Origin of the sequence: Nonomuraea antri (assembly GCF_013283785.1) — a bacterium.
Lineage (GTDB): Bacteria > Actinomycetota > Actinomycetes > Streptosporangiales > Streptosporangiaceae > Nonomuraea > Nonomuraea antri.
The window spans coordinates 1-22,326 of sequence record NZ_JABCPZ010000120.1 but is presented as its reverse complement, the minus strand read 5'-3'; the positions used below and the strand labels follow the sequence as shown (position 1 = coordinate 22,326).

The window sequence follows — 22,326 nt, the reverse complement described above, 5'->3', positions numbered from 1 at the left end:
ACCTAGTTCACCCCGTGCCGAGTGAGGCGGCCACCGTGCGCAGCGCGGCCAGGAGCGGGCGCAGCAGCGGATGCGTGTCGGCCCCGCGCCGCACGGCGGCGAACACCCGGCGCTCCGGCCCCGGCGTGTGCTGGACGACCACGCCGGGCAACGCCATGTCGCGCAGGGCCAGCCGGGGCACCAGCGCCACCCCGGCGCCCGCGCCGACCAGGGCCACCACGGCGCGGAAGTCGTCGGAGCAGTGGGCCACGTTCGGCGTGAAACCGGCCTGCTGGCAGGCGAACGTGATGACGTCGTGCACCGGGTTGCCCGGGTAGGGGCCGATCCAGGTCTCGCCGGCCAGCGCGGTCAACGGCGCCTGCGTGTCCTGTTGCTCGGCGAGCGGGTGGCCGTGCGGGAGCACCAGGTCGAACGGCTCGGCGTACAGGGGCAGGCGTGACAGGCGGCGGTCGGCCGCGTCGGGCGCGCCCCGGTACTCCACCGCGATCGCCAGGTCCGCCTGCCCGTCGAGCAGCATGGCCAGGCTGTGGTCGCCCTCGGCGTCGCGCACCCGGACCTGCAGCCCGGGCGCGGTGTCGCGGAGCGCCGCGATGGCGGGGGAGAGCACCGCGCTGATGGCGGTGGCGAAGCAGGCCACGGTGACCTCGCCGGCCTCGCCGGTGGTGTAGGCGGCCACCTCGGCCTGGGCGCGTTCGAGCTGGGCGAGCACCTCGTTGGCGTGCCCGAGCATGATCTTGCCGACCGCCGTCAGGTGCACGCCGCGCCCGTCGCGGGTGAACAGGCGGTGCCCCACCTCGTGCTCGAGCGCGACGAGCTGCTGGGACACCGCGGACGGCGTGAGATGCAGCGCGGCCGCGGCGGCGGTGACCGTGCCGTGGTCGGCCACCGCCCGCAACGTGCGCAACCGCCGCGTGTCTATCACGCAGCGAGGATACTCAAGCCTGACGCGCCTGGATGAAAGCCGCCACCGCGCGGTCCACGTCTTCCGGGGAGTGCGCGGCCGAGAGCTGCACGCGGATCCTGGCCTGCCCGTGCGGCACCACCGGGTAGGAGAAGCCGATCACGTAGATGCCCAGGTCGAGCAGCCGATCGGCCATGGCGCCCGCCTTGGCCGCGTCACCGATCATCACCGGGGCGATCGGGTGGTCGCCGGGCAGGACGTCGAAGCCGGCCTTGGTCATCTCGCTGCGGAAGCGCGCGGTGTTCGAGCGCAGCCGCTCGCGGGCCTCGTTCGAGGTCTCCAGCAGGTCGAGGATGCGCAGCGAGGCCGAGGCGATCACCGGCGCGAGCGAGTTGGAGAACAGGTAGGGGCGCGAGCGCTGGCGCAGCAGCTCGCAGATCTCCTTGCGGGCCGCGACGTAGCCGCCGCTGGCGCCGCCGAGCGCCTTGCCCAGCGTGCCGGTGATGATGTCGATCCTGTCGGTCACGCCGTGCAGCTCGGGCGTGCCACGACCGGTCGGGCCGACGAAGCCGACCGCGTGGGAGTCGTCCACCATGACCATGGCGTCGTAGCGTTCGGCCAGGTCGCAGATCTCGGCCAGCGGCGCGACGTAGCCGTCCATGGAGAACACGCCGTCGGTGACGATCAGCCGCCGCCGGGCGTCGGACGCCTCCTTGAGCCTGGCCTCCAGCTCGGCCATGTCGCGGTTGGCGTAGCGGAAGCGCTGGGCCTTCGACAGGCGGATGCCGTCGATGATGCTGGCGTGGTTGAGCGCGTCGGAGATCACCGCGTCTTGCGCGTCGAGCAGCGTCTCGAAGACGCCGCCGTTGGCGTCGAAGCAGGAGCTGTACAGGACGGTGTCCTCCATGCCGAGGAAGTCCGACAGCCGCGACTCCAGCTCCTTGTGCACCTCCTGGGTGCCGCAGATGAACCGCACCGAGGCCATGCCGAAGCCCCACCGGTCGAGCGCCTGCTTGGCCGCCTCGACCACCTCGGGGTGGTCGGCCAGGCCCAGGTAGTTGTTGGCGCAGAAGTTCAGCACCTCCCGACCGGCCTTGTTGACCAGCACGCTCACCTGCGCGCTCTGCGGGGTGCTGATCACCCGTTCTGGCTTGAGCAGCCCGGCTTCGGTGATCTCGTCGAGGGTCGTACGCAGCTGCTCGCGCACGTTGGTGAACATCAAGCGCTCCAATCCAGGATGACCTTGCCGGTGCGGCCGCTGGCCGCCGTGTCGAAGGCGGCGTCGAAGTCCCGGTACGAGAACCGGTCGGTGATCACGGGGGACAGGTCGAGCCCCTTCTCCAGCAAGACGGACATGTTGTACCAGGTCTCGTACATCTCACGGCCGTAAATACCCTTGATCGTGAGCATGGAGGTGACGATCGTCGACCAGTCGACGGCGAACTCCTCGGCGGGCAGGCCCAGCATGGCGATCTTGCCGCCGTGCGTCATGTTCCTGATCATCTCCCGCATGGCGCCCGGGTTGCCGGACATCTCCAGCCCCACGTCGAAGCCCTCGCGCATGCCGAGTTGCCGCATGCCGTCGGTGAGCGAGGCGCGCGAGACGTTCACGGCCAGCGACACGCCGAGCTTGCCGGCCAGGTCGAGCCGCTCGTCGCTGACGTCGGTGATGACCACGTTGCGCGCGCCCACGTGGGTGGCCACGGCGGCCGCCATCAGGCCGATCGGCCCGGCGCCGGTGATCAGCACGTCCTCGCCGACCAGCGGGAACGACAGCGCGGTGTGCACCGCGTTGCCGAACGGGTCGAAGATGGCCGCGACGTCGGGGTGCACGGGCACCCGGTGCACCCACACGTTCGAGGCGGGCAGCGTGACGTATTCGGCGAAGGCGCCGTCGCGGTTGACGCCGAGCCCGACGGTGTTGCGGCACAGGTGGCGGCGCCCGGCCATGCAGTTGCGGCACTTGCCGCAGACGATGTGGCCCTCGCCGCTGACGAGGTCGCCGACAGCGATGTCCTCGACGCCCGGCGCCACCTCGACCACGTGGCCGCTGAACTCGTGACCGACGATGAGCGGGAGTTCGAGGGTCTGCCGCGCCCAGTCGTCATATTTCCGGATGTGCAGGTCGGTGCCGCAGATGCCGGTGCGCAGCACCCTGATCAGCACCTCACCCGGGCCCAGCGTCGGCTCCGGCACGTCCACCAGCCAGAGCCCGGGCTCGGCCCTCTCCTTGACCAGCGCTTTCATGGCTCCCATTCCCCCTAGTCCGAACCTAACGCACTGTGCCCGCTCCTCTCCGAGCATGTCCATCGAGGGATTCTTAAGTGCCCCCACAGCTCAGCTTCACGCCGCAGTCAGACGGCGGATGAGGATTACGCAAGAAAGTTGATGAAATAGGATGGCGGGCCGGAACGTCCACGTGGAGGATCCTGTGCGACAGCAGAGCGGGGACGCCTCCCTCCTGCGCAAGCTCAACTCGGCGGCCGTCCTGCGCGTCCTGCGCGCCTGCGGGGTGGCCACGCTCTCGGAGCTGGCCAGGGCGGCCCGCGTGTCGCGGCCCACGGCCGAGGTCATCATGGACGAACTGCTGGCCGCGGGCTGGGCCGAGGAGCACTTGGACGACCAGGGCGACGGCCCGGGTGACAGGCAGGGCGAGAGACAGGGTGACAGGCGGCGCGGGCGGCCGGCCAGGCGGTTCAGGTTCCGTGCCGCGGCCGGGCATGTCGTGGGCGTCGGGGTCGGCGTGTCGAAGCTGCGGGCGATGGTCGCCGACCTCAACGGCGGCGTGGTCGCGGCGCACATGGTGCCCAACTACCCCGCCATGCCCGCCGCCGACCGGCTGACGGCCATCGCCGAGCTGGTCCGCGAGGTGGCGGCGCGGGCCGGCCTGGAGGTGCCCGGCCTGCGCGCGGTCGGCGTCGGCACGACCGGGGTGGTCGACGGCGCCGGCGGCGTGGTGAAGAGCACCATGCTGGCCAACTGGTCGGGCGTGGCGCTGCAGCGCGAGCTGGCCGCCAGGCTGGCGGCGCCGGTGCTGGTGGAGAACGACATGCGCCTGGCCGTGCTCGCCGAGCACTGGCGGGGCCGGGCCCAGGGCCACCGCGACGTCGTCTACCTCTACACCGGCGACAGGATCGGGATGGGCCTGCTCATCGGCGGCCGGCCGCACCGGGGCGCGCACGCGGCCGCCGGCGAGATCGGCGCGCAGCCGCACGAGAACTGGGTGGCTTTCAAGTACGTCATGGACTACGCGATGGCCGTGGAGCCGGGTGAGCTGCGTTCCGGCAGGCAGAGCGCGGAGTTCGCGATCGAGCGCGCCCGGGCGGGAGACGCGCGGGCCGTCCGGGCCGTCGAGGAGTTCGGCCGGGGCCTGGGCGCGGGGCTGCTCACCGTGGTGAACCCGCTCGACCCGGAGCTGGTGGTGATCGGCGGCAGCCTGTCGTCCGCCGGCGACCTGCTGGTCGAGCCGATCAGGGAGCTGTTCGAGCAGTACTGCCTGTATCCGCCGGCGGTGGTCGCGTCGGGGCTGGGCGACGAGTGCATCACGCTCGGCGCGCTGCGCTGGGCGCTGGACCACGCCGAGCACGCCCTGTTCGCGCAGCCGGACTAGGTAATTCCGTACCTCTTCTGTCGCATACGAGCCGGTGAGCGACATGAATGAGCATAAGCGCACTATTTACTCTAGTTCTTTGCATAAATAGGCGCTAGCCTGCCTCGGGGTGGACCTCTGGGAAAGGACATTCGTGGAAGACCTGCGCATCGGCGTCATCGGCCTCGGCCTCCGCACCAACCTCGCCCTGGCCGCGCATCGTCCCGGGCGCGGCTCGGTGGTGGCCGCGCTCTGCGACTCCGACCCGGCGGTGCTCAAGCAGCAGGCCGGCAGGTTCGAGGCGGAGTTCCGCACCGAGGACTACCGCGACCTGCTCGTACGCACCGACATCGACGCCGTCGTCGTGATGACGCCCGACGACACGCACGAGCGGATCGCGATCGACTGCCTGGAGGCGGGCAAGGCGGTCTACCTGGAGAAGCCGCTGGCCATCACGGTCGAGAGCGGCGACAGGATCCTGCACGCCGCCAGACGCACCGGCACCCGCCTGTACGTCGGGCACAACATGCGGCACATGGGCGTGGTCCGGCTGATGCGCGACATCATCGCCAGGGGTGACATCGGCGAGCCGAAGACGATCTGGGTGCGCCACTTCGTGTCCTACGGCGGCGACTACTACTTCAAGGACTGGCACGCCGACCGCACCCGCACCACCGGCCTGCTCCTGCAGAAGGCCGCCCACGACCTGGACGTCATCCACTGGCTGGCCGGCGGTTACACCACCCGCGTCAACGCGCTCGGCGACCTCACGCTCTACGGCGACCTGCCGCGCCGCGACCCGGGCACGCCGCGTCCTGAAGGCTGGCTGCGCGAGTTCGAGTGGCCGCCCACGCGCCGCGAGAACCTGCACCACATCGTGGACGTCGAGGACGTCAGCGTGATGAACATGCGCTTGGACAACGGGATCATCGCCGCCTACCAGCAGTGCCACTACACCCCTGACTACTGGCGCAACTACACGGTGATCGGCACCGAGGGCAGGCTGGAGAACTTCGGCGACGGGCCGGGCGACACGGTCAAGGTCTGGAACAGCGGGCCCACCGGCTACCGGGACGACTGCGACATCGCCTACCAGGTGCCCGCGGCCACCGGCGGGCACGGCGGGGCCGATCCGCAGATCATCGCCGAGTTCTGCAGGTTCGTCAGGGAGGGCGGCGTCACCGACACCTCCCCGGTGGCCGCGCGCATGAGCGTCGCCGCCGGGTACATGGCCACCCTGTCGGTACGCGACGGCGGCGCGCCGTACGACGTGCCCGCCCTGGACCCGGACCTGATCGCCTACTTCGACCGCGGCCAGGTCTGACCGGGAACCCGGGGCCGCCGCGCGGACAGTCTCTAGCGTGGACCTGTCTATGCGCGCCCGGATCAAGGACGGCGACAAGGCGGCCTTCGCGCTGCTCTACGACGAATGCGCGAAGGCCGTCTACAACCACGCCTTCCGCCTGACGGGCAACTGGTCGGCCGCCGAGGACGTGATGGCGCTGACGTTCCTGGAGGCGTGGCGATTACGCGGGCGGATCGACGCCGAGGGCGGCTCGCTGCGTCCGTGGCTGCTCGGCATCGCCACCAACGTGGCACGCAACACCCGCAGAGCCGCGCGCAGGCACGACGACGCGCTGGCCAGGATGCCCAGGGCCGAGCCGGTGCCCGACTTCGCCGAGGAGGTGGCCGGCCGCGTCGACGACGCCGCGCGGCTGGCCGCGGTCAAGGCCGCGTACGGGCGGCTGCGCAAGCAGGAGCAGGACGTGTTCGCGCTGTGCGTGTGGGCCGGGCTCGACTACGCCCAGGCGGCGGAGGCGCTGGGCGTGCCGGTCGGGACGATCAAGTCCCGGCTGTCCAGGGCACGCAGAAAACTCGCCGAGCACGGGAAACTCGCAGACTACGGGGAACCGCCGGGTGTGAGCCGACAGGTAGTAGGTGACCGAGGCCCGATGAAGGAGGAGATCCGATGAACGTGCGGGCCGAACGCGATCTTCCAGCGGGCCGTCACCGCCTACTCAAGGAGTTCGTGATGACCGAGATCGACCAGCCGCCCCGGCGGAACCCGTTCAGGCTCCGGGTGCTCGCGCCGCTGACCGCGCTGGCGGCCGCCGCCGCGGTCGCGGTGCCGCTGCTGCTCGGCGGGCCGGCGTACGCGCTGACCAGAACCCAGGACGGCCTGATCCACATCACCATCAACGAGGCCAAGGACCCGGACAAGCTCCAGGCCGACCTGCGGGCCATGGGGGCGAACGTGGTGGTCACGTACATCCCGACGGGCAAGAAGTGCAGCCCGCAGCCCCGCGCCGACTTCCTGCCCGGCCCCGGCCTGTCGGTGTTCCCGCCGCCCCAGCCGTTCGACGACGAGCCCGGCTTCGTCATCGACCCCGGACGGCTCCAGGAGGGACAGACGGGGGTGCTGGAGTTCAGCGTGTCCGAGCCTGGCGGCTCGACCGTGGCCGGCATCTGGGACGGCATCGCCCTGGGACCGGTGACCGACTGCGCCCTGGTCGACACCACCGAGGCGCCACTGTCGCACTGATCCCTTATGTGATGTCACGAACGCCCGTCATGCACTCAGCGTGACGGGCGCTTGACCATTAGTGGGGGTTCCAGGCTTGGAAGTGCCGTTCTAAGTGTGCAACACTGTTGCAACCTTGCTACGTGATAAGTCGAGGAAGGCATCAGCACAACGAGATCAACGCGGCCATCAAGGTGGTGCTCGGCGAGAACAATGCGTTGTTCGTCAAAGAGGATCACAACGGTCACCGATGGGGGTGGATCATGTGCGTCTGCGGAGACAGCCCCTTTTCGGTCAACTCGACGCCGCGCAATCCCGGAACACATGCCAAGCAGATCGCCCGCTGGCGGGTGAGGCACGCCGAGTGCGCAAGCAACGATCAAGAGGAGACCTCATGACTGTCTGGGACTTCCGGGTCATGCTCAACCGGGAGCCTGACATCGACGAGTTCAACCGCCTCTTCGAGGCGGGCATGGACGACTGCGCGCTGGTCGGCGGTACACAGCCGTACTTCATGTGCGACCGGGAGGCGGGAAGCCTGCTGGAGGCCATCATCTCGGTCCTCGTCCAGATTCGGGCGATCGAAGGGCTATGGGTCATCGGCGTCGGGCACAACGACGGGGTGACGCTGGGAGATGCGGCGCGGCGGCATGGGGGGCGGACGCAGGCCAGCCTGCGCCAGCTCGCCACCGGTCAACGCGGCCCCGGCGGTTTCCCCGCGCCGGTCATCGAGGCCGACAACATCAGCGTCTACTCCTGGGCGGAGATCTCCGCGTGGCTGCGCGCCGAGATGGGCGACGACATCCCCGCCGTGCACCGGGACGTGGCGCTGGCCGACGCGGCGGTGAAGCTGGCGTGCCGGGCGCGGGCGCTGCATCGCGAGGACCAGGTGCGCCACCTGCTGGAGGTCGCTTGACCGGCCCCATGCTCAAAGTCTGACCGGCCCTGCGCTCAAAGTCTGACCGGCCCGGGCTCAAGGGTTGACCGGCCTCATACTCAAAGGCTGACCGGCCCATGTTCAAGGGCTGCCCCTGCCGTTCTACTCGGCTGATCCTTCCCGCGGGGGCAGGCGTTCCTGGGCGTGGGGATACCCGTCGCACCCGGGTGCGACGGGTATCCGCCGGTTCAGCGGTCCGCCTCGCTGGGTTCGCGGTCCAGGCCGGGGATCGGCGCCGCCGGGTCCTTGGCGGCCTGCGTGAGCTGGCGCGGGCCGGACGGGGTCTCGGCCTCCTGGGCGTCGGCCACGGCCTCGGCCGCCGCCTCCGACGCCCTGGCCACCTCCTCGTCCATCGCCGCGCTCTCGGGGAGCTCGTCGCGGGTGGCCGACGACCTGGGCAGGGCCTCGGTGAACGCCTTCGACACGCCCTGCAGCGCCGAGGTGACCTCGCTCGGGATCACCCAGAACGTGTTGCCCTCGCCCTGCGCGAGCTGCGGCAGCACCTGCAGGTACTGGTAGGCCAGCAGCTTCGGGTCGGGGTCGTTGCGGTGCACGGCCTGGAAGACCTGGTCGATGGCCCTGGACTGGCCCTCGGCCTCCAGGATGGCGGCGGTGCGCTGGCCCTCGGCGCGCAGGATGCGGCTCTGCTTGTCGCCTTCGGCGGTGAGGATCTGCGACTGGCGCTGGCCCTCGGCGTTGAGGATGGCCGCCCGCTTGTCACGCTCGGCCCGCATCTGCTTCTCCATCGCGTCCTTGATGGTCTTGGGCGGGTCGATGGCCTTGATCTCGACGCGGTTGACGCGGATGCCCCACTTGCCGGTGGCCTCGTCGAGCACCCCGCGCAGCTGGCTGTTGATGGTGTCGCGGGAGGTCAGCGTCTTCTCCAGGTCCATCGAGCCGACCACGTTGCGCAACGTGGTGACGGTGAGCTGCTCGACCGCCTGAATGTAGTTGGCGATCTCGTACGCCGCCGCCCGCGGGTCGGTCACCTGGAAGTACAGCACGGTGTCGATCTCGACGACCAGGTTGTCCTCGGTGATGACGGGCTGGGGCCGGAAGGAGACCACCTGTTCCCGCAGGTCGATCATGGGATACACGCGGTCGACGTACGGGATGACGAAGTTGAGCCCGGGCTTCAGCGTGCGGTGATATCGGCCGAGCCGCTCCACGTTGCGCGCCCTGGCCTGCGGGACGATGCGCACGGCCTTCAGCACGGTGATGGCCGCGAACAAGATGATCAGCAAGCCGACTACCAACAGCGCATCCATCTCTACTCCCGGGGATATACGAGGGCGGTGGCGCCCTCGATCTCGATGATGTCGACGGTCGCCCCGGCCGGAATCACCAAGGTTTCGTCATACGCGCGGGCGGACCACTCCTCGCCGCCGACCCGGATGCGGCCGTCGCGTCCGGTGACTTCCGAGGTGACGTAGGCCGGCTTGCCGACGAGCGCGTCGACGCCGAATCTCTGGAGCTGGGGCTGACGTACGTGGCGGAAGGCCAGGGGCCTGATGACGATCAGGCCGGCCGCCGACGCGGCGGCGAAGACGAGGAGCTGCAGCGGCACGGGCAGGCCGATGCCCGCGGCCGCGGCGGTCAGCAGGGCCGCCACGCCCAGGAGCCCGAGTGAGGCCGTGAGGGTGAAGATCTCGGCCACACCGAGGACGACCGCGAGGATTACCCAGATGATCCATTCGTCCATGCTCTGGCCCTCCTGACAAGACAACGGGCCGGTATCCGCGACTGGTTCCCCCACTTTCTACCGTAGTCCCCGATTCGTGCCGATGGCAGGGCGGCGAGGGCGGCTACCTGCTGGAAGCGGGGCCGAGCAGGGCGCTGCCGCGCCGCCATTCATCCCACGGCAGCTGCCAGAAACCCCAGCCGTTGTTCCATTCGAGCTCCCTGTCGGTGCCGGTGATGACGACGGGGTCGCCGCGCAGCGAACCCTCGTAGAACCAGGCCGCCTGGTCGGGACGGGCGTTGATGCAGCCGTGGCTGACGTTGGCCCGGCCCTGCGCCCACACGTTGTCCTTGGCGTGCACGTATTCGCCGCTGTTGGAGATGCGGACGGCGTGCCCGATCATCAGGTCGTAGAAGCCGGGTTCGCCCTTGCTGCGCCCTGGCGAGACCATGCGCACCGGGTTGCCCTTGTCCATGGTCAGGTGGACGCCGCTGGTCGTGGTGTATTCGTAGGTGGTGGCCATGCCGGCGCTGATGAGCATGCGCTGGGCCACCCGGCCGTCGCGGTGCACGGTCATCCGGTGGGTCTCGGTGTCGATCGTGCTGGTCTGCCTGCGTCCGACGGTGAAGGTGAGCGAGGTGTCGGCGGTGCCGTACGTGCCCGGGCCCTGGCGCACGCCGGCCAGGTGCGCGGTGAACGTGACCTGCTGCCTGGCCGGCCAGAACCGCCTGGTGCGGTAGATCGCCTGGGTGTCGCTCGTCCAGTGCCAGGCGCCTTCGACCGGCCTGGCCGTCTTGACCTCGAGTGCCCGTTCGACGGCGGCCTTGTCGCGGATCGGGCCGTCGAAGTCGATGATGATCGGCATGCCGACGCCGACGGTCTCGCCCGGCGCCGGCGCGACCGAGGCCACCTTGAACGTGCTGGTCGCGGCGCGGGTGCGGAAGCGGCCCATGGCCACGGTCGACGGGCCGGTGGGGGTGGCCGCGGTGGCCGTGACGGTGTGCTCGGTGCCGGGCTTGAGCGTCCAGTCGGAGCGCCAGGTGGTGCGTGAGGCGTCGAGTTTGCCGGGGATGTGCTCGCCCGCCGCGTACGCCAGCACCTGCCGGAGCGTGCCGCCCCGCGCCTTGACCACCAGCCTCCGGTCCGGACGGGCCCGCTTGCTGTCGAACGCCGGCCAAACCTGCACGACCGCGGCCGGTGGGGCCGGTCGCTCCGCCGTCACGGGGCCGCAGCCGCCGGTCGAGAGGAGGAGGGCGACACAGATCATCGCGGCGCGCCGCATGGGACTCCTTTGCTACCCGAGGGACTTCACGGAGACGGGAAGTCCCAAGGGTAGCGAGGAGTCATCGGTCAAGCACGCCGAGTCACTTATCCGATGGTTCCGGAAACTTCGCCCAGCGCGATGCCGCCGGCGGTGGCCCGGATCGTCACGGTGTCGCCGTCCTGCAGGAACGCCCGGGTCTCGCCGCCGGCCAGCTTGATCGGGTCGGTCCCGTTCCAGGTCAGCTCCATGAACGAGCCGCGCTCCTCCCGCGCCGGGCCGGAGACGGTGCCGCTGGCGAACAGGTCCCCGGTGCGCAGCGAGGCGCCGTTCACGGTCATGTGGGCGAGCATCTGGTCGGGCGTCCAGTACATGGTCGGGTACGGCGGCCGCGACACGATCTCGCCGTTCAGCCAGACCTCCATCTGGATGTCCAGCCCCCAGTCGCCCTGCCTGCGCAGGTAGTCCAGCGGCTCGGGGTCCTGGGCCCGGCCGGGGATCCTGGGCAGCGCCTCCAGCGGGGTGACCCAGGGCGAGACCGACGTGGCGAACGACTTGCCGAGGAACGGCCCGAGCGGCACGTACTCCCACGCCTGGATGTCGCGCGCGCTCCAGTCGTTGACCAGCGTCACGCCGAACACGTGGTCCTCGAACGCGCCTGCCGGGGTGCCCATCTCGGACGGCACCCCCACCACGAACCCCAGCTCGGCCTCGATGTCGAGCTTCGCGCACGGCCCGTACACGCCGGCCCTAAGCTGGCCGTGCGGCCGCTTGATCGGGGTTTCCGACACCACGACCGTGCCCGACCTGCCGTGGTAGCCGACCGGCAGGTGCTTCCAGTTGGGCAGCAGCGGCTCGGCGTCGGGCCGGAAGATCTTGCCGATGTTGCTCGCGTGGTCGAGCGAGCAGTAGAAGTCGACGTAGTCGGCGACCTCGAACGGCAGGTGCAGCCGTACCTGCTCCAGCGGGATCAGGTGGGATTCCGCGACGCCGCGGTCGGAGTCGAGCTTGTTCTGGATCAGCGCGCGGGTGTCGTGCCAGGCCTGGCGGCCGCGGGCCATGAACGGGTTGAGCGAGGGGGCGGCGAACACCTCGTCGTGCAGCGCGGCGGCCAGGTCGAACACCTTGTCACCGAACCGCACGCCCACCCTGGGCGCCTCACCCTGCCGCGAGAACACCCCGTAGGGCAAATTGTCGATCCCCCAACTCACGAATCCTCCTCGATCAGTCCGAGCGTGCGCAGGTCGTCCAGGGGGGCGCTGGTGCTGCACGAGCCGTAGCTCACCAGCAGTTGCCGCGCCCGCTTGGCGGTCTCGTCCGGCACGGCCTGCGCCAGCCGCACCAGGTGCCCCACGTCGGTGGTGCGCAGCACGGGCGCGGGGTCGCGCTGCTCGACGGCCTCGCAGACGGCCAGCAGCAGGTTGAGGAAGCCGTGCCGGTCGACGCCGAGCGAGGGGTCGAAGTGGCGCACCGCGTGGTGCAGCCCGGCCGTGGCCTTGAACGGGACGTCGTGGTCCGCGCAGTACCTGATGAACGCGGCCAGGTGCTCGACCGTCGGGAACGCGTCGGCCGTCGCGCCGCCGCAGCGCACCTTCAGCCCGACGCCGTCGGGCACCTCGCCGACCGTCGCGCGCGGCGGCACCTCGACGAACAGCCGCACGTCGCGCGGCAGCTCGTCGCTCAGCCGCGCGGCCAGGGCGCGCACCGTCTCGCCTTCGGGCAGCCGCAGCTCGACGAAGTCCACCGGGAGCTCGCCGAAGGCCGGCAACTCGGGCGTGTCGACGATCAGGCCGACCCGCCGCGGCCGGTACGTCTCGGCTCGCAGCCGGTCCACCCGGCTCGCCGGGCACAGGAAGCGGTGGGTGAGCACGGCGCTGCCGCGCTCCAGGTCGCGCTGGTTGCGTGACAGCGCCTCGGCCAGGTGCAGCGACGTCGGCGGGAACAGCCCCGCGTCGTCGACCAGTGCGGTGTAGAGAGTCATCGCGCCCAGGTCCAGGCGTATCCGGGGTCCTCGCAGGACAGCGCACCCTGGCCGAGGTCGAGCGGGCGGAACGTGTCGACCATGACGGCCATCTCGCTGGTGGTCGTCACGCCGCGTGACACCGCGTCGATGACGGCCTCGACCGCGCCGGGCTGCGGCCCGTGCGTGAAGCCCGCCGGGTGCAGCGAGACCGAGCCCACGTCGATGCCGGAGCCCTTGCGCGCGGAGTAGTCGCCGCCCACGTAGAACATGAACTCGTCGGAGTCCACGTTGTGGTGGTTGTACGGGATCGGGATGGCCTCGGGGTGGTAGTCGAGCGGCCGCGGGCAGAACGAGCACACCACGAAACCGGGGCCTTCGAAGGTCTGGTGCACGGGCGGCGGCGCGTGCGTCTTCTTCACGATCGGCTCGAAGTCGTTGATGTTGAACGCGTACGGGTAGAGGTAGCCGTCCCAGCCGACCACGTCGAACGGGTGGTTGCGGTAGACCAGCCTGGTCAGCCCGCCACGGGTGCGGACCAGCACCGGCACCTCCTCGCCCGCGACGATCAGCGGCTCGGACGGGCTGCGCAGGTCACGCTCGCAGTACGGCGCGTGCTCCAGGAACTGGCCGTACTGGGACAGGTAGCGCTTGGGCGGCCTGATGTGCCCGGCGGCCTCGATGGCCAGCACGTTGACCTGCCCGTTGGGCACCCAGCGGTGGATGGTGCCGGTCGGGATGACGACGTAGTCGCCCGCGCCGGCCTCGATCACGCCGTAGGTGGACTCGAAACGGACGTTGCCGCTCTGCACGTACACGCACTCGTCGCCCATCGAGTTGCGGTACAGCTCGCTCGGCGCGTCACTGGAGGCGTACGACAATCGGACGTCGCCGTTGCCCGCGAGCAGGATCCGGCCGGACACCAGGTCGCCGGCGCCGGTCAGGTCCTGGGTGCGGAAGTGGCGCGGCGAGAGCGGCAGGTTGGCCTGCAGCCTCGTGTCCCCGGTGGGGGTGACGGCCTCGGCCTTGATGATCGCGGTGGGCAGATACCGGTGGTAGAGCAGCGACGAATCGGAGGAGAAGCCCTCCTCGCCCATCAGCTCCTCGGCGTAGAGACCGCCGTCGGGCCGCCTGAACTGCACGTGCCGCTTGCGCGGCACCTCACCAACCATGCGGTAGTACGGCATCCGCCCCTCCAGGTGTGTCCGTTTATCGGACGACAGTGTCCTCTATATGTAACTACCGTCCGCTATCGGCTGGGAGATGTCAACCCAGGGCGGCCGCCAGCTCGGCCGCCGCCTTGACCACGCGCGGCCCGGCCGACTCCTCCAGCGGCCCGAACGTCACCACTCCCACCGACGCCTCCAGCCAGGGCAGCCCGGTCACCGGCGCGGCGATGCCACGGGCCCCTTCCTGCAACTGCCCCTCAGTCACCAGGTAATCGCCGGGCCCGGCACTGCCTCGCAGGGCCAGGATCGCCCGGCCGGCGGCGCCCTTGTCCAGCGGGTGCCTCGATCCCTCGCGGTAGGCGACGTGCATGTTCGTCCAGGACGGCTCCACCACCGCCACGGCCAGCCCGTCGTCGCCCTCGGCCACGGTCAGGTGCGCGGTCGCGCCCACCTCCTCGGCCAGCCGGCGCAGCGTGGGCACCGCCGCCGCGCGCAGCAGCGGCTGCACCGCCTGGGCCAGCACCAGCACCCCGAACCCGAGATGCACGAGACCTTCGGCGTCCCTGCGCACGAAGCCCTCGTTGAGCAGCGTGGTCAGCAGCCGGTACACCACCGGGCGGCTCAGCGACAGCTCGGCGGCGAGTTCGGTCGGGGTTCTGCCGCCCTTGCCGTCGGCGAGCAGCCGCAGCAGGCGCAGCCCGCGTTCCAGGGTCTGAGCGGATTCAGGGGCCATGTGCCGATTATCCGGCACCCGGGCGATCCGTCCGCGACTATCCGCTCGCCGAGTGTGACGCTCCGCGATGCCGGGGTACGTAATCGGACAGAAGAGCCCGGGGGGTAAAAAATGCGGCACAAGTGGGTATTCCTGCTTGCCGGGCTGGCTGTCTGTGTGCTCGCCACCGCCGTCCCCTTCATCGGCTCGCCGTTCGTGTACATGGCCAGGGAGACCCCGATCGACCCGGTGGGGCCGGCGGCGCGGCGGCTGGTCGAGGACACCTTCTACCTCACGCAGGGCATCGAGGTCGGCCAGTCGCTGCTGCCGGTGGAGAAGGGTGTCACGTTCCGTCCCGCGTACGTCGCGGTCGGGGTGAAGGTGGACGGCGGCGGCAGGCTCCACGGCGCGCCCACCCGCACCGGGACGTTCGTCGCCCCGGTCGCGCTCTGCCAGGGCCAGTCCTGCCAGGAGGAACAGGTCACGCTGGTGGTGCTGAGCAACGTGCCGTGGGAGCCGCGCGACCTGACCTTCCCCGGCAAGTCGGGCACCGCGCTGACCGGCCACATCGCGATCAGCGGCGGCCCGGCCGGGGTGGTGCCCACCTACACCGTTACCGACCCGGCGAAGCTGCCCAGGGGTGTCGCGATCGGTCCTGACGGCCGCGTGGGCGGGGTCCCGGCCGCGCCGGGCGTCTCCGAGGTCCCGGTACGCATCTGCGTGGCGGGCAACTGTGCGGGTGTGGTCGTCAGGCTCATCATCGTCTGAGCCTTGCGGCGGGGCCGGGTTTGAGGTCACGGTGGTGACATGAAATCGGTCATTGTGGTCGGAGCGGGGATTTGGGGCTCGTCGCTGGCATTGCGGCTGGCCGAAACCGGATGGCAGGTGACGCTGGTCGAGCAGCACCGGCCCGGGCACCTGCGGCAGGCGAGCGCCGGCGATACGCGGCTGCTGCGTTGTGCACACGGTGTGGACGACTGGTACCCGCGCCTGGCCTGGGCGGCCCGCGAGGAATGGCGGCGGCTGGGCGAGCGGGCCGGCGAGGAGCTCTACCACGAGGCCGGGATGCTCTGGTTCGCCGGAACCCCGGACGGCTGGGAGCACGACAGCGCCAAGGTACTGAAGAACCTGGACATCCCGTACGAAATCCTGGACCCGGCCGACGGGGCGCGGTTCTTCCCCGACTTCCGTCCCGACGGGCTGAGCTTCCTGCTCTGGGAGCCGAACGCCGGGGTGATCAGGGCCAGGCGGGCCACCCAGGCCATCGCCGGTCTGGCTCGGGCGGCCGGGGTCAGGTTCGTCAGGGGCCGCGCGAAGCCGTCCGAGGGGACGGCCGTGTCCGTCGGCGTCGAGGAGCTGCGCGCCGACCGGGTGGTGTGGGCGTGCGGCGCCTGGCTGCCCGGCCTGTTCGACGTGCCGATGACCGTGACCAAGCAGGACACCCTGCACTTCGCGGTGCCCGTCGAGTGGTCCACGCCTGGCATCCCGGCCTGGGTCGACCACGGTGCCTCCGCCTACGGGCACGGCGACGTCGAGGGATCGGGCATGAAGGCCACCTCCGACCTGGAGGGCCCGGTCTTCGACCCGGAGACCGGGCTGCGCGCGGTGGACGCGGGCAGCGTCGAACGCGCCCGCGACTACCTGCGGCTCAGGTTCCCCGCGATCGCGGGCGCGCCGGTGCTGCTCAGCCAGGTCTGCCAGTACGCGCTCACCCCCGACGCCGAATGGGTCATCGCCGAGACCGCGCCCGGCGTCTGGCTGATGGGCGGCGACTCGGGGCACGGGTTCAAGCACGCGCCGGCGCTGGCCGCGTACATGGCCGGGGTGCTGGCCGGTGACCACGCGCCGGAGCCGCGCTTCGGCCTGCACGAACGCGTGCCCGCGCGCGGACTCAGGACGAGCGGCCGCGCCGGCTGACCGCGTCGGCCCGCGGGCTCAGGACGAGGAGGCAGGCGTCGGCACGGGCTCAGGACGAGGAAGCAGGTGTCGGCACGGGTTCGGGCGCGCGCAGGTTGCGTACGGCGGGAGAGAGCAGCGCGGCCAGGGTGGACAGCACCACCAGCCCCGCGCAGCCGAGCAGCGTGGCCTCCGTGCCGAACACGGCGGCCACCGGCCCGGCCACCATCAGCCCGATCGGGCCGAACATCATCGAGCCCAGCGCGTCGTAGGAGCTCACCCGGGCCAGCGCGTCGCCCGGGATCTCCCGTTGCATGGTGGTCTGCCAGAGCACGCCGAACACGTCGAAGCTGACGCCGAGCACGAACGCCCCCGCCACGATCAGCCACAGCGGCGCGTGCACGGCCAGCAGCACGTAGGGGACGGCGGTGGGGAAGCACAGCAGCACGCCCACCAGGATCGGCCGCCTGGGCCGCACCCGCAGGGAGACCAGCACGCCGGCGATCGTGCCCACCGCCTCGCCGGCCAGGAACGCCGACCAGGCCGGCGCGCCGCCCATGGTCGTCGCGGCCAGCAGCGGCCCGAGCACGCCGTGACCCGCCTGGATCGCCATCACCAGCAGCGAGAACTGCGCGACGACCACCCAGATCCACTGCCTGGAGATGAACTCGCGCCAGCCTTCGCGCAGGTCCGCCAGCACCGAGTGCCGCTCGCCCGGCTTCTCGGCGGGTCCTGGCGCGCCGCCGGGCGTCCGGGCCGGCGGGGTGAGCTTGAGCGCCGCGATCAGCACCGCGGCCAGGGCGAACATGGCGCCACTGACGAGCAGCGCCCACCCGCCGCCGAACACCGACACCGTCGCGCCGCCCAGCACCGCGCCGGCCACGCGCGAGCTGTTCGCGCCCAGACCGAGCAGCGCGTTGCCGGTCTGCAGCCGGTCGGCGGGCACGACCTCGGGGATGATGCCGGTCAGCGCGGGGAAGATCACCGCCATCGACAGGCCGCTGACGGCCGCCGCCGTGGCCAGCGCGGGCAGCGAGCCCCAGCCGGTGAGGATCATCGCCGCCAGCGCGAAGAACGCCAGCGCGTTGATCACCTCACCGGCCATCATCACCCGCTGGCGCGGGAACCGGTCCGCGATCACGCCGCCGACCAGCATGAACACCACCATCGGCAACGCTTCGGCGGTGAGCACGACCGACAGGGCGGTGGCGTCCTTGCCGAACCTCTCGAGGATGCTGAAGGCGAGGGCGACCGGGGCGAACGCGCTGCCCAGCACCGAGATCGTGCGCGCGGCCAGCAGCAGCGTGAAGCGCCTGTCCTTGAGCAGCCCGAGGTCGCTCTTGAAGCTGTGCACTGGACCGTTCTCCCTGCCGCCGGACAAAACCGAACCATTGTGCTGCTTGCCGGAACCTCCTGTCGCGTCAATTTTCCGCTGGCTTGTCACGCCGGTAACAAGACCGAACGTGGAATGTGCAGGCGTTTGGCAAGAATCGCGGCGGCTTCTCACGTAATTTGCTAGTCCCTGTAGTCGGCGAGGGGATCTTGGCATGCCTGACACTCTGATCGCGCAGGTGGCCCGCTGGGCCGCGGAGATCCCCGACGCACCCGCCTACACGTTCGTCGACCACCTCGGCGACGGCTCACGCCGGACGCTCACCTGGAGCCAGGTGGACCGCCGGGCCAGGGCGCTGGCGGTGCGGCTGCGCGAGCTCGCCGGGCCGGGCGACCGGGCCGCCGTCCTGGCGCCGCAGGGCCTCGACTACGTGGTGGCGATGCTCGGCACGATGTACGCCAGGCTCGTCGCCGTGCCGCTGTTCGCCCCAGACCTGCCCGGCCACGCCGAACGGCTGGTCAGGTCGTACGCCGACGCCGACCCCGTCGTGGTGCTCACCACCACGGCCGCCGTGACCGGGGTGTCGGACTTCCTGGCCACCGCGCCCGCGCCCAAGCGGGTGCTCACCGTGGACACCATCTCCGACCTGCTCGCCGACGAGTGGGAGCCCGAGCGCGTCAGCCCGGACGACCTGGCCTACCTGCAGTACACCTCCGGCTCCACCCGCACGCCGGCCGGCGTGGAGATCACCCACGGCAACTTCACCGCCAACGCCACCCAGCTCTGGGAGGCGTTCAAGGCCACGCCCAGGACGTCGGTCGCCGCGCTGTGGCTGCCGCTCTTCCACGACATGGGACTGATCGCCACCATCGCCATGCCCATCATGGGCGGGAACCAGGTGGCGTTCATGGACCCGGTGGCGTTCGTCATGCACCCGGTGCGCTGGCTGCGGCTGCTGTCGGAGTTCGACGACGTCTTCACCGGCGGGCCCAACTTCGCCTACGAGTACACCGCGGCCCGGGTGAGCGAGGCGGACAAGGCCGGGCTCGACCTGTCCGGCGTGCAGGTCATGCTGAACGGGGCGGAACCGGTGCGTCCCGGGGCCATCGAGGCGTTCCACGCCGCCTTCGCCGGGTGCGGGCTGCGGGCCGCCGCGCACACGCCGGCGTACGGGCTGGCCGAGGCCACCGTGTTCGTCGCCGCGACGGGCCGCGACGAGGAGCCCGTCGTGACCGGCTTCGACCGGGACGCGCTGCGCGACGGCCGCGCGGTCCCGGCCGCCGACGGAGCCGCGCGCAGCACGCTCGTCTCCTGCGGCCGCCCCTACGGCCAGCGGGTACGCGTCGTCGGCGAGGACCGGCGGGCCCTGGCCGACGGGCAGGTGGGCGAGATCTGGGTGCGCGGGCCGAACGTGGCCCGCGCCTACTGGCGTGACGAGACCCGCAGCGCCGAGGTCTTCGGCGCCGAGCTGGCCGGCGAGGACGGACCGTGGCTGCGGACCGGCGACCTGGGCGTGATCCACGACGGGCACCTGTACGTCACCGGCCGTATCAAGGACCTCGTCATCGTGGACGGCCGCAACCACTACCCGCAGGACATCGAGGTCACCGTGCAGGAGTCGCACGAGGCGGTGCGGCGCGACCACGTGGCGGCCTTCTCCGTGCCGGGCGCGGAGACCGAACGGCTGGTCGTGGTCGCGGAACGGTCGCGGCGCGGCGCCCAGGCCGACCCGGCCGAGGTGGGACGGGCGGTCCGGGTCGCCGTGCGCCGGCATCACGACGTGGCCGTCCACGACTTCGTGCTGGCCGAGGCCGGGGCCGTGCCGAGGACGTCCAGCGGCAAGATCGCCCGGCGGGCGTGCCTGCGGGCCTACCTCGAGGGCGCGCTTGTTTGAGTCCGCGGGCCGCCTGGTCTACCGGGGCAGGTGGACGCTGCTGGCGCTGAGCCTGGTGGCGGCCGTCCTCGTCGCGCCGCTCGGCCTGGAGCTGTTCGGCCGGATGACGGACGGCGGCTTCGAGGACCCGCGCGCCGAGTCCACCACCGCCGCCCGCTGGAACGACGACTGGTACCGCGGCAACACCCCGGACGTGGTGGTCCTCTACCGCCACCCGACCGTCAAGGTCGGCGACCCGCGCTACAAGAAGGCCGTGCACGACTCGCTGCGCGCGCTGCCCGGCAAGTACGTGCGCAGGCTGACCACGTACTGGACGACCGGCGCCAAGGAGCTGAGGTCCACCGACGAGCACGCAACCTACGCGCTGATCACGCTGAAGGGCGGCGCCCAGTCCAAGCAGAACGCCTACGCCGCCATCGCCGACCGGCTCGAACGCGTGGAGAACCTCCAGGTCAAGGTGGGCGGCTCGGTGCCGCTGCTGAAGGAGCTCAACGACCAGACCGCCGCCGACCTGGCCAGGGCCGAGGCCATCTCGATGCCGGTGCTGCTGGTGCTGCTAGTGGTGGTCTTCGGCAGCCTGGTGGCGGCCTGGCTGCCGCTGCTGGTCGGGCTGTTCGCGGTGCTCGGCGCGCTGGTGCTGCTCCGGCTGCTCACCGAGATCACCGAGGTCTCCGTCTTCTCGCTGAACGTGGTGACCATGCTCGGGCTCGGGCTGGCCATCGACTACTCGCTGTTCGTGCTGAAGGCGTTCAGGGAGGAGATCAGGGGCGGGGCGAGCAGGGAGCAGGCCGTGGTGCGGACCATGGCCACGGCCGGGCGCACGGTGGCCTTCTCCGGGCTGACCGTGGCCGCGGCGCTGCTCGGGCTGCTGCTGTTCCCGCAGATGTTCCTGCGCTCGATCGGGCTCGGCGCGGCGGCGGTCGTGCTGGTGGCGATGGCCGCGGCGCTGGTCGTCCTGCCCGCCGTGCTGGGCATCCTGGGCAAAAGGGTGGACGCCATCAGGATCACCCCCGACTTCGGCCTCGGCCGGCGGCGCGAGGGCGGCGCCTGGCACGCCATCGCCTCCAGCGTGATGAAACGGCCGCTGCTCTACCTGGTCGCGGTCGCGGTGGCGTTGCTCGCCCTAGCCGGGCCGTTCCTGCACGTGAAGTTCGGCAACGTGGACCACCGCGTGCTGCCCGCCGCGTCCGAGAGCCGGCAGGTGGCCGAGACCATCGACAGGGACTTCGCGGCCAACGCCATGTCGCCCATCGACGTGCACGTCCTGCTGGAGCGCTCCTTCACCGAGCGGGCCGCCGTCCCGGGGCCGCTGGGGCAGGGGCACGCGGTGATCAGCGAGGTCACGCCCGTCACCCCGCTCGACGTCAAGGCGTTCGCCGACCGGCTGAAGCGCCTGGACGGCGTCACCGGCGTGGACGTCTCGGGCTTCAGCCAGGATCACGGCGCGGTCAGGCTGGCCGTCCGCCACGCCGACGACCCGATGTCCGACCAGGCGCAGAACCTGGTCAAGCTGATCAGGTCGATGGCGCCGGAGCCGAACGTCCGGCAGGTCGTGGTGGGCGGATCCACCGCCGCGCAGATGGACCTCATGGACAGCCTGCTCGCCACGCTGCCGTGGATGGCGCTGGTGGTCTGCGGGGTGACCGGGGTGCTGCTGTTCGCCGCGTTCGGCTCGCTGCTGCTGCCGGTCAAGGCGCTGCTGATGAACGTGTTGTCGATCGGGGCGTCGTTCGGCGTCATCGTCTGGGCGTTCCAGGACGGTCACCTGGCCGAGGCGCTGAACTTCACCTCGACCGGGACCATCGAGGCCACCGTGACCGTGCTGATCCTGGCCGTGGTGTTCGGGCTGTCGATGGACTACGAGCTGTTCCTGCTGTCGCGGGTGCGGGCCGAGTGGCTGCGCACGCGCGACAACACCGCGGCCGTGGCCGCCGGGCTGCAGCAGACCGGCGGGCTGATCACCAGCGCGGCGCTGCTGCTGCTCGTGGTCATCGGGGCCTTCTCCACGGCCGGGATCACCATCGTGAAGCTGCTCGGGGTGGGCATGTTCGTGGCCATCGTGGTGGACGCCACGCTGGTGCGGGCGCTGCTGGTGCCGGCCACGATGCGGCTGATGGGCGAGGCGAACTGGTGGCTGCCCAGGCCGCTGCGGCGTTTCCACGCCAGGATCGACTTCCACGGGCCGCCGCCACCGCCGTACTCGGGGGCGCCGGCCGTCGTCGAGCCGCCGGCGCCCGGGCCGCCGCGGGTGCTGCCCGCCGCGCCGGTCCCGCAGGTCACCGGGCCACGCCGGACGATCAAGCCGAACCCGGACGGTCCCGGCTGGTACTGGGCCGAGGAGGACGGCGCCCCGGCGGTGACGGTCAACGGGCGGCCGGCCGTCTTCGGCGCGGACACCGACCCGGTCCCGGTCTCCGCCGAACACGACCCCGAACCCGACCCCGAACCCATCCCCGGACGCCGTCCCGAGCC

At 71.1% G+C, this 22,326-nt stretch carries 21 protein-coding genes; 10 read left to right on the top strand and 11 right to left on the bottom strand.

Annotated elements, in window-relative coordinates; genetic code table 11:
- Nucleotides 1-7 precede the first annotated feature (7 nt).
- The 3 genes from HII36_RS32245 to tdh are packed head-to-tail and all read right to left on the bottom strand — an operon-like array spanning nucleotide 8 to nucleotide 3,148.
- A complete protein-coding gene (locus HII36_RS32245; RefSeq protein WP_173527067.1) occupies nucleotides 8-922 on the bottom strand; it encodes a LysR family transcriptional regulator in 915 nt (304 codons plus the stop codon).
- Nucleotides 923-935: 13 nt separating this feature from the next.
- Nucleotides 936-2,120, bottom strand: a complete 1,185-nt coding sequence (locus tag HII36_RS32240; RefSeq protein WP_173527066.1) for a glycine C-acetyltransferase — start codon at nucleotides 2,118-2,120, stop codon at nucleotides 936-938.
- On the bottom strand, nucleotides 2,120-3,148 hold the full coding sequence (gene tdh / locus HII36_RS32235) for an L-threonine 3-dehydrogenase (RefSeq protein ID WP_173527065.1): 1,029 nt from the start codon (nucleotides 3,146-3,148) through the stop codon (nucleotides 2,120-2,122). The genes HII36_RS32240 and tdh overlap by 1 nt, the downstream gene beginning before the upstream one ends.
- 184 nt (nucleotides 3,149-3,332) lie before the next feature.
- On the opposite strand from tdh, the gene HII36_RS32230 reads away from it, so the two are divergent.
- The 6 genes from HII36_RS32230 (at nucleotide 3,333) to HII36_RS32210 (ending at nucleotide 7,927) form a co-directional block, all read left to right on the top strand.
- Nucleotides 3,333-4,511 (top strand): ROK family protein, encoded by a 1,179-nt coding sequence (locus tag HII36_RS32230; protein ID WP_173527064.1) that lies wholly within the window; start codon nucleotides 3,333-3,335, stop codon nucleotides 4,509-4,511.
- Between the two features lie 109 nt (nucleotides 4,512-4,620).
- Nucleotides 4,621-5,814, top strand: a complete 1,194-nt coding sequence (locus HII36_RS32225) for a Gfo/Idh/MocA family protein (RefSeq protein ID WP_328807981.1) — start codon at nucleotides 4,621-4,623, stop codon at nucleotides 5,812-5,814.
- 37 nt (nucleotides 5,815-5,851) lie between these two features.
- The gene (locus HII36_RS32220) at nucleotides 5,852-6,463 is read left to right on the top strand and encodes an RNA polymerase sigma factor (RefSeq protein ID WP_328807980.1); all 612 of its coding nucleotides are present in this window, start codon (nucleotides 5,852-5,854) and stop codon (nucleotides 6,461-6,463) included.
- Nucleotides 6,460-7,032 (top strand): hypothetical protein, encoded by a 573-nt coding sequence (locus HII36_RS32215; protein ID WP_173527063.1) that lies wholly within the window; start codon nucleotides 6,460-6,462, stop codon nucleotides 7,030-7,032. Before HII36_RS32220 ends, HII36_RS32215 begins: the two co-directional genes overlap by 4 nt.
- A 122-nt stretch (nucleotides 7,033-7,154) precedes the next feature.
- A complete protein-coding gene (locus HII36_RS55945; RefSeq protein ID WP_217370231.1) occupies nucleotides 7,155-7,409 on the top strand; it encodes a hypothetical protein in 255 nt (84 codons plus the stop codon).
- A complete protein-coding gene (locus HII36_RS32210; RefSeq protein ID WP_173527062.1) occupies nucleotides 7,406-7,927 on the top strand; it encodes a hypothetical protein in 522 nt (173 codons plus the stop codon). The genes HII36_RS55945 and HII36_RS32210 overlap by 4 nt, the downstream gene beginning before the upstream one ends.
- Nucleotides 7,928-8,136: 209 nt before the next feature.
- Here the strand turns inward: HII36_RS32210 and HII36_RS32205 are convergent, their stop codons facing one another.
- The 7 genes from HII36_RS32205 to HII36_RS32175 all read right to left on the bottom strand — a co-directional run bounded on the left by HII36_RS32205 (nucleotide 8,137) and on the right by HII36_RS32175 (nucleotide 14,752).
- Nucleotides 8,137-9,216 (bottom strand): SPFH domain-containing protein, encoded by a 1,080-nt coding sequence (locus HII36_RS32205; RefSeq protein WP_173527061.1) that lies wholly within the window; start codon nucleotides 9,214-9,216, stop codon nucleotides 8,137-8,139.
- Nucleotides 9,217-9,218: 2 nt separating this feature from the next.
- Complete coding sequence (locus HII36_RS32200) at nucleotides 9,219-9,650, bottom strand: NfeD family protein (protein ID WP_173527060.1); 432 nt, start codon at nucleotides 9,648-9,650, stop codon at nucleotides 9,219-9,221.
- Between the two features lie 103 nt (nucleotides 9,651-9,753).
- Complete coding sequence (locus HII36_RS32195; RefSeq protein WP_173527059.1) at nucleotides 9,754-10,911, bottom strand: L,D-transpeptidase; 1,158 nt, start codon at nucleotides 10,909-10,911, stop codon at nucleotides 9,754-9,756.
- An 86-nt stretch (nucleotides 10,912-10,997) separates the two neighbouring features.
- Nucleotides 10,998-12,101, bottom strand: a complete 1,104-nt coding sequence (gene fahA, locus HII36_RS32190) for a fumarylacetoacetase (protein ID WP_173527058.1) — start codon at nucleotides 12,099-12,101, stop codon at nucleotides 10,998-11,000.
- On the bottom strand, nucleotides 12,098-12,871 hold the full coding sequence (locus HII36_RS32185; RefSeq protein WP_173527057.1) for a hypothetical protein: 774 nt from the start codon (nucleotides 12,869-12,871) through the stop codon (nucleotides 12,098-12,100). Before HII36_RS32185 ends, fahA begins: the two co-directional genes overlap by 4 nt.
- The gene (locus HII36_RS32180; RefSeq protein ID WP_173527056.1) at nucleotides 12,868-14,037 is read right to left on the bottom strand and encodes a homogentisate 1,2-dioxygenase; all 1,170 of its coding nucleotides are present in this window, start codon (nucleotides 14,035-14,037) and stop codon (nucleotides 12,868-12,870) included. Before HII36_RS32180 ends, HII36_RS32185 begins: the two co-directional genes overlap by 4 nt.
- 79 nt (nucleotides 14,038-14,116) lie before the next feature.
- Nucleotides 14,117-14,752 (bottom strand): IclR family transcriptional regulator, encoded by a 636-nt coding sequence (locus tag HII36_RS32175; RefSeq protein WP_173527055.1) that lies wholly within the window; start codon nucleotides 14,750-14,752, stop codon nucleotides 14,117-14,119.
- A gap of 111 nt (nucleotides 14,753-14,863) precedes the next feature.
- Between HII36_RS32175 and HII36_RS32170 the strand changes: the two genes are divergently transcribed.
- Together HII36_RS32170 and HII36_RS32165 are read left to right on the top strand one after the other, a co-directional pair.
- Complete coding sequence (locus tag HII36_RS32170) at nucleotides 14,864-15,499, top strand: hypothetical protein (RefSeq protein WP_173527054.1); 636 nt, start codon at nucleotides 14,864-14,866, stop codon at nucleotides 15,497-15,499.
- Nucleotides 15,500-15,538: 39 nt separating this feature from the next.
- Nucleotides 15,539-16,648 carry an NAD(P)/FAD-dependent oxidoreductase gene (locus HII36_RS32165; RefSeq protein WP_173527053.1) on the top strand — a complete coding sequence of 370 codons (1,110 nt, stop codon included), beginning with the start codon at nucleotides 15,539-15,541 and terminating at the stop codon, nucleotides 16,646-16,648.
- A 49-nt stretch (nucleotides 16,649-16,697) separates the two neighbouring features.
- Here HII36_RS32165 and HII36_RS32160 read toward each other — a convergent pair whose 3' ends face one another.
- Complete coding sequence (locus HII36_RS32160; protein WP_173527052.1) at nucleotides 16,698-18,176, bottom strand: MFS transporter; 1,479 nt, start codon at nucleotides 18,174-18,176, stop codon at nucleotides 16,698-16,700.
- Here HII36_RS32160 and HII36_RS32155 point away from each other — a divergent pair.
- Together HII36_RS32155 and HII36_RS32150 are read left to right on the top strand one after the other, a co-directional pair.
- Nucleotides 18,175-19,854: a fatty acyl-AMP ligase gene (locus HII36_RS32155; protein WP_173527051.1), complete on the top strand. Its 1,680-nt coding sequence runs from the start codon at nucleotides 18,175-18,177 to the stop codon at nucleotides 19,852-19,854. The two genes, HII36_RS32160 and HII36_RS32155, sit on opposite strands and share 2 nt — an antisense overlap.
- A partial coding sequence (locus HII36_RS32150) for an MMPL family transporter (RefSeq protein WP_173527050.1) occupies nucleotides 19,847-22,326 on the top strand: 2,480 nt, incomplete at its 3' end. The genes HII36_RS32155 and HII36_RS32150, both read left to right, overlap by 8 nt.

Coding starts and splice junctions, on each gene's coding strand:
- HII36_RS32240 (WP_173527066.1), bottom strand. CDS start 2,120: ATGTTCACCAACGTGCGCGAGCAGCTGCGTACGACCCTCGACGAGATC.
- tdh (WP_173527065.1), bottom strand. CDS start 3,148: ATGAAAGCGCTGGTCAAGGAGAGGGCCGAGCCCGGGCTCTGGCTGGTG.
- HII36_RS32215 (WP_173527063.1), top strand. CDS start 6,460: ATGAACGTGCGGGCCGAACGCGATCTTCCAGCGGGCCGTCACCGCCTA.
- HII36_RS32210 (WP_173527062.1), top strand. CDS start 7,406: ATGACTGTCTGGGACTTCCGGGTCATGCTCAACCGGGAGCCTGACATC.
- HII36_RS32205 (WP_173527061.1), bottom strand. CDS start 9,216: ATGGATGCGCTGTTGGTAGTCGGCTTGCTGATCATCTTGTTCGCGGCC.
- HII36_RS32200 (WP_173527060.1), bottom strand. CDS start 9,650: ATGGACGAATGGATCATCTGGGTAATCCTCGCGGTCGTCCTCGGTGTG.
- HII36_RS32195 (WP_173527059.1), bottom strand. CDS start 10,911: ATGCGGCGCGCCGCGATGATCTGTGTCGCCCTCCTCCTCTCGACCGGC.
- HII36_RS32185 (WP_173527057.1), bottom strand. CDS start 12,871: ATGACTCTCTACACCGCACTGGTCGACGACGCGGGGCTGTTCCCGCCG.
- HII36_RS32180 (WP_173527056.1), bottom strand. CDS start 14,037: ATGCCGTACTACCGCATGGTTGGTGAGGTGCCGCGCAAGCGGCACGTG.
- HII36_RS32175 (WP_173527055.1), bottom strand. CDS start 14,752: ATGGCCCCTGAATCCGCTCAGACCCTGGAACGCGGGCTGCGCCTGCTG.
- HII36_RS32170 (WP_173527054.1), top strand. CDS start 14,864: ATGCGGCACAAGTGGGTATTCCTGCTTGCCGGGCTGGCTGTCTGTGTG.
- HII36_RS32165 (WP_173527053.1), top strand. CDS start 15,539: ATGAAATCGGTCATTGTGGTCGGAGCGGGGATTTGGGGCTCGTCGCTG.
- HII36_RS32155 (WP_173527051.1), top strand. CDS start 18,175: ATGCCTGACACTCTGATCGCGCAGGTGGCCCGCTGGGCCGCGGAGATC.
- HII36_RS32160 (WP_173527052.1), bottom strand. CDS start 18,176: ATGCCAAGATCCCCTCGCCGACTACAGGGACTAGCAAATTACGTGAGA.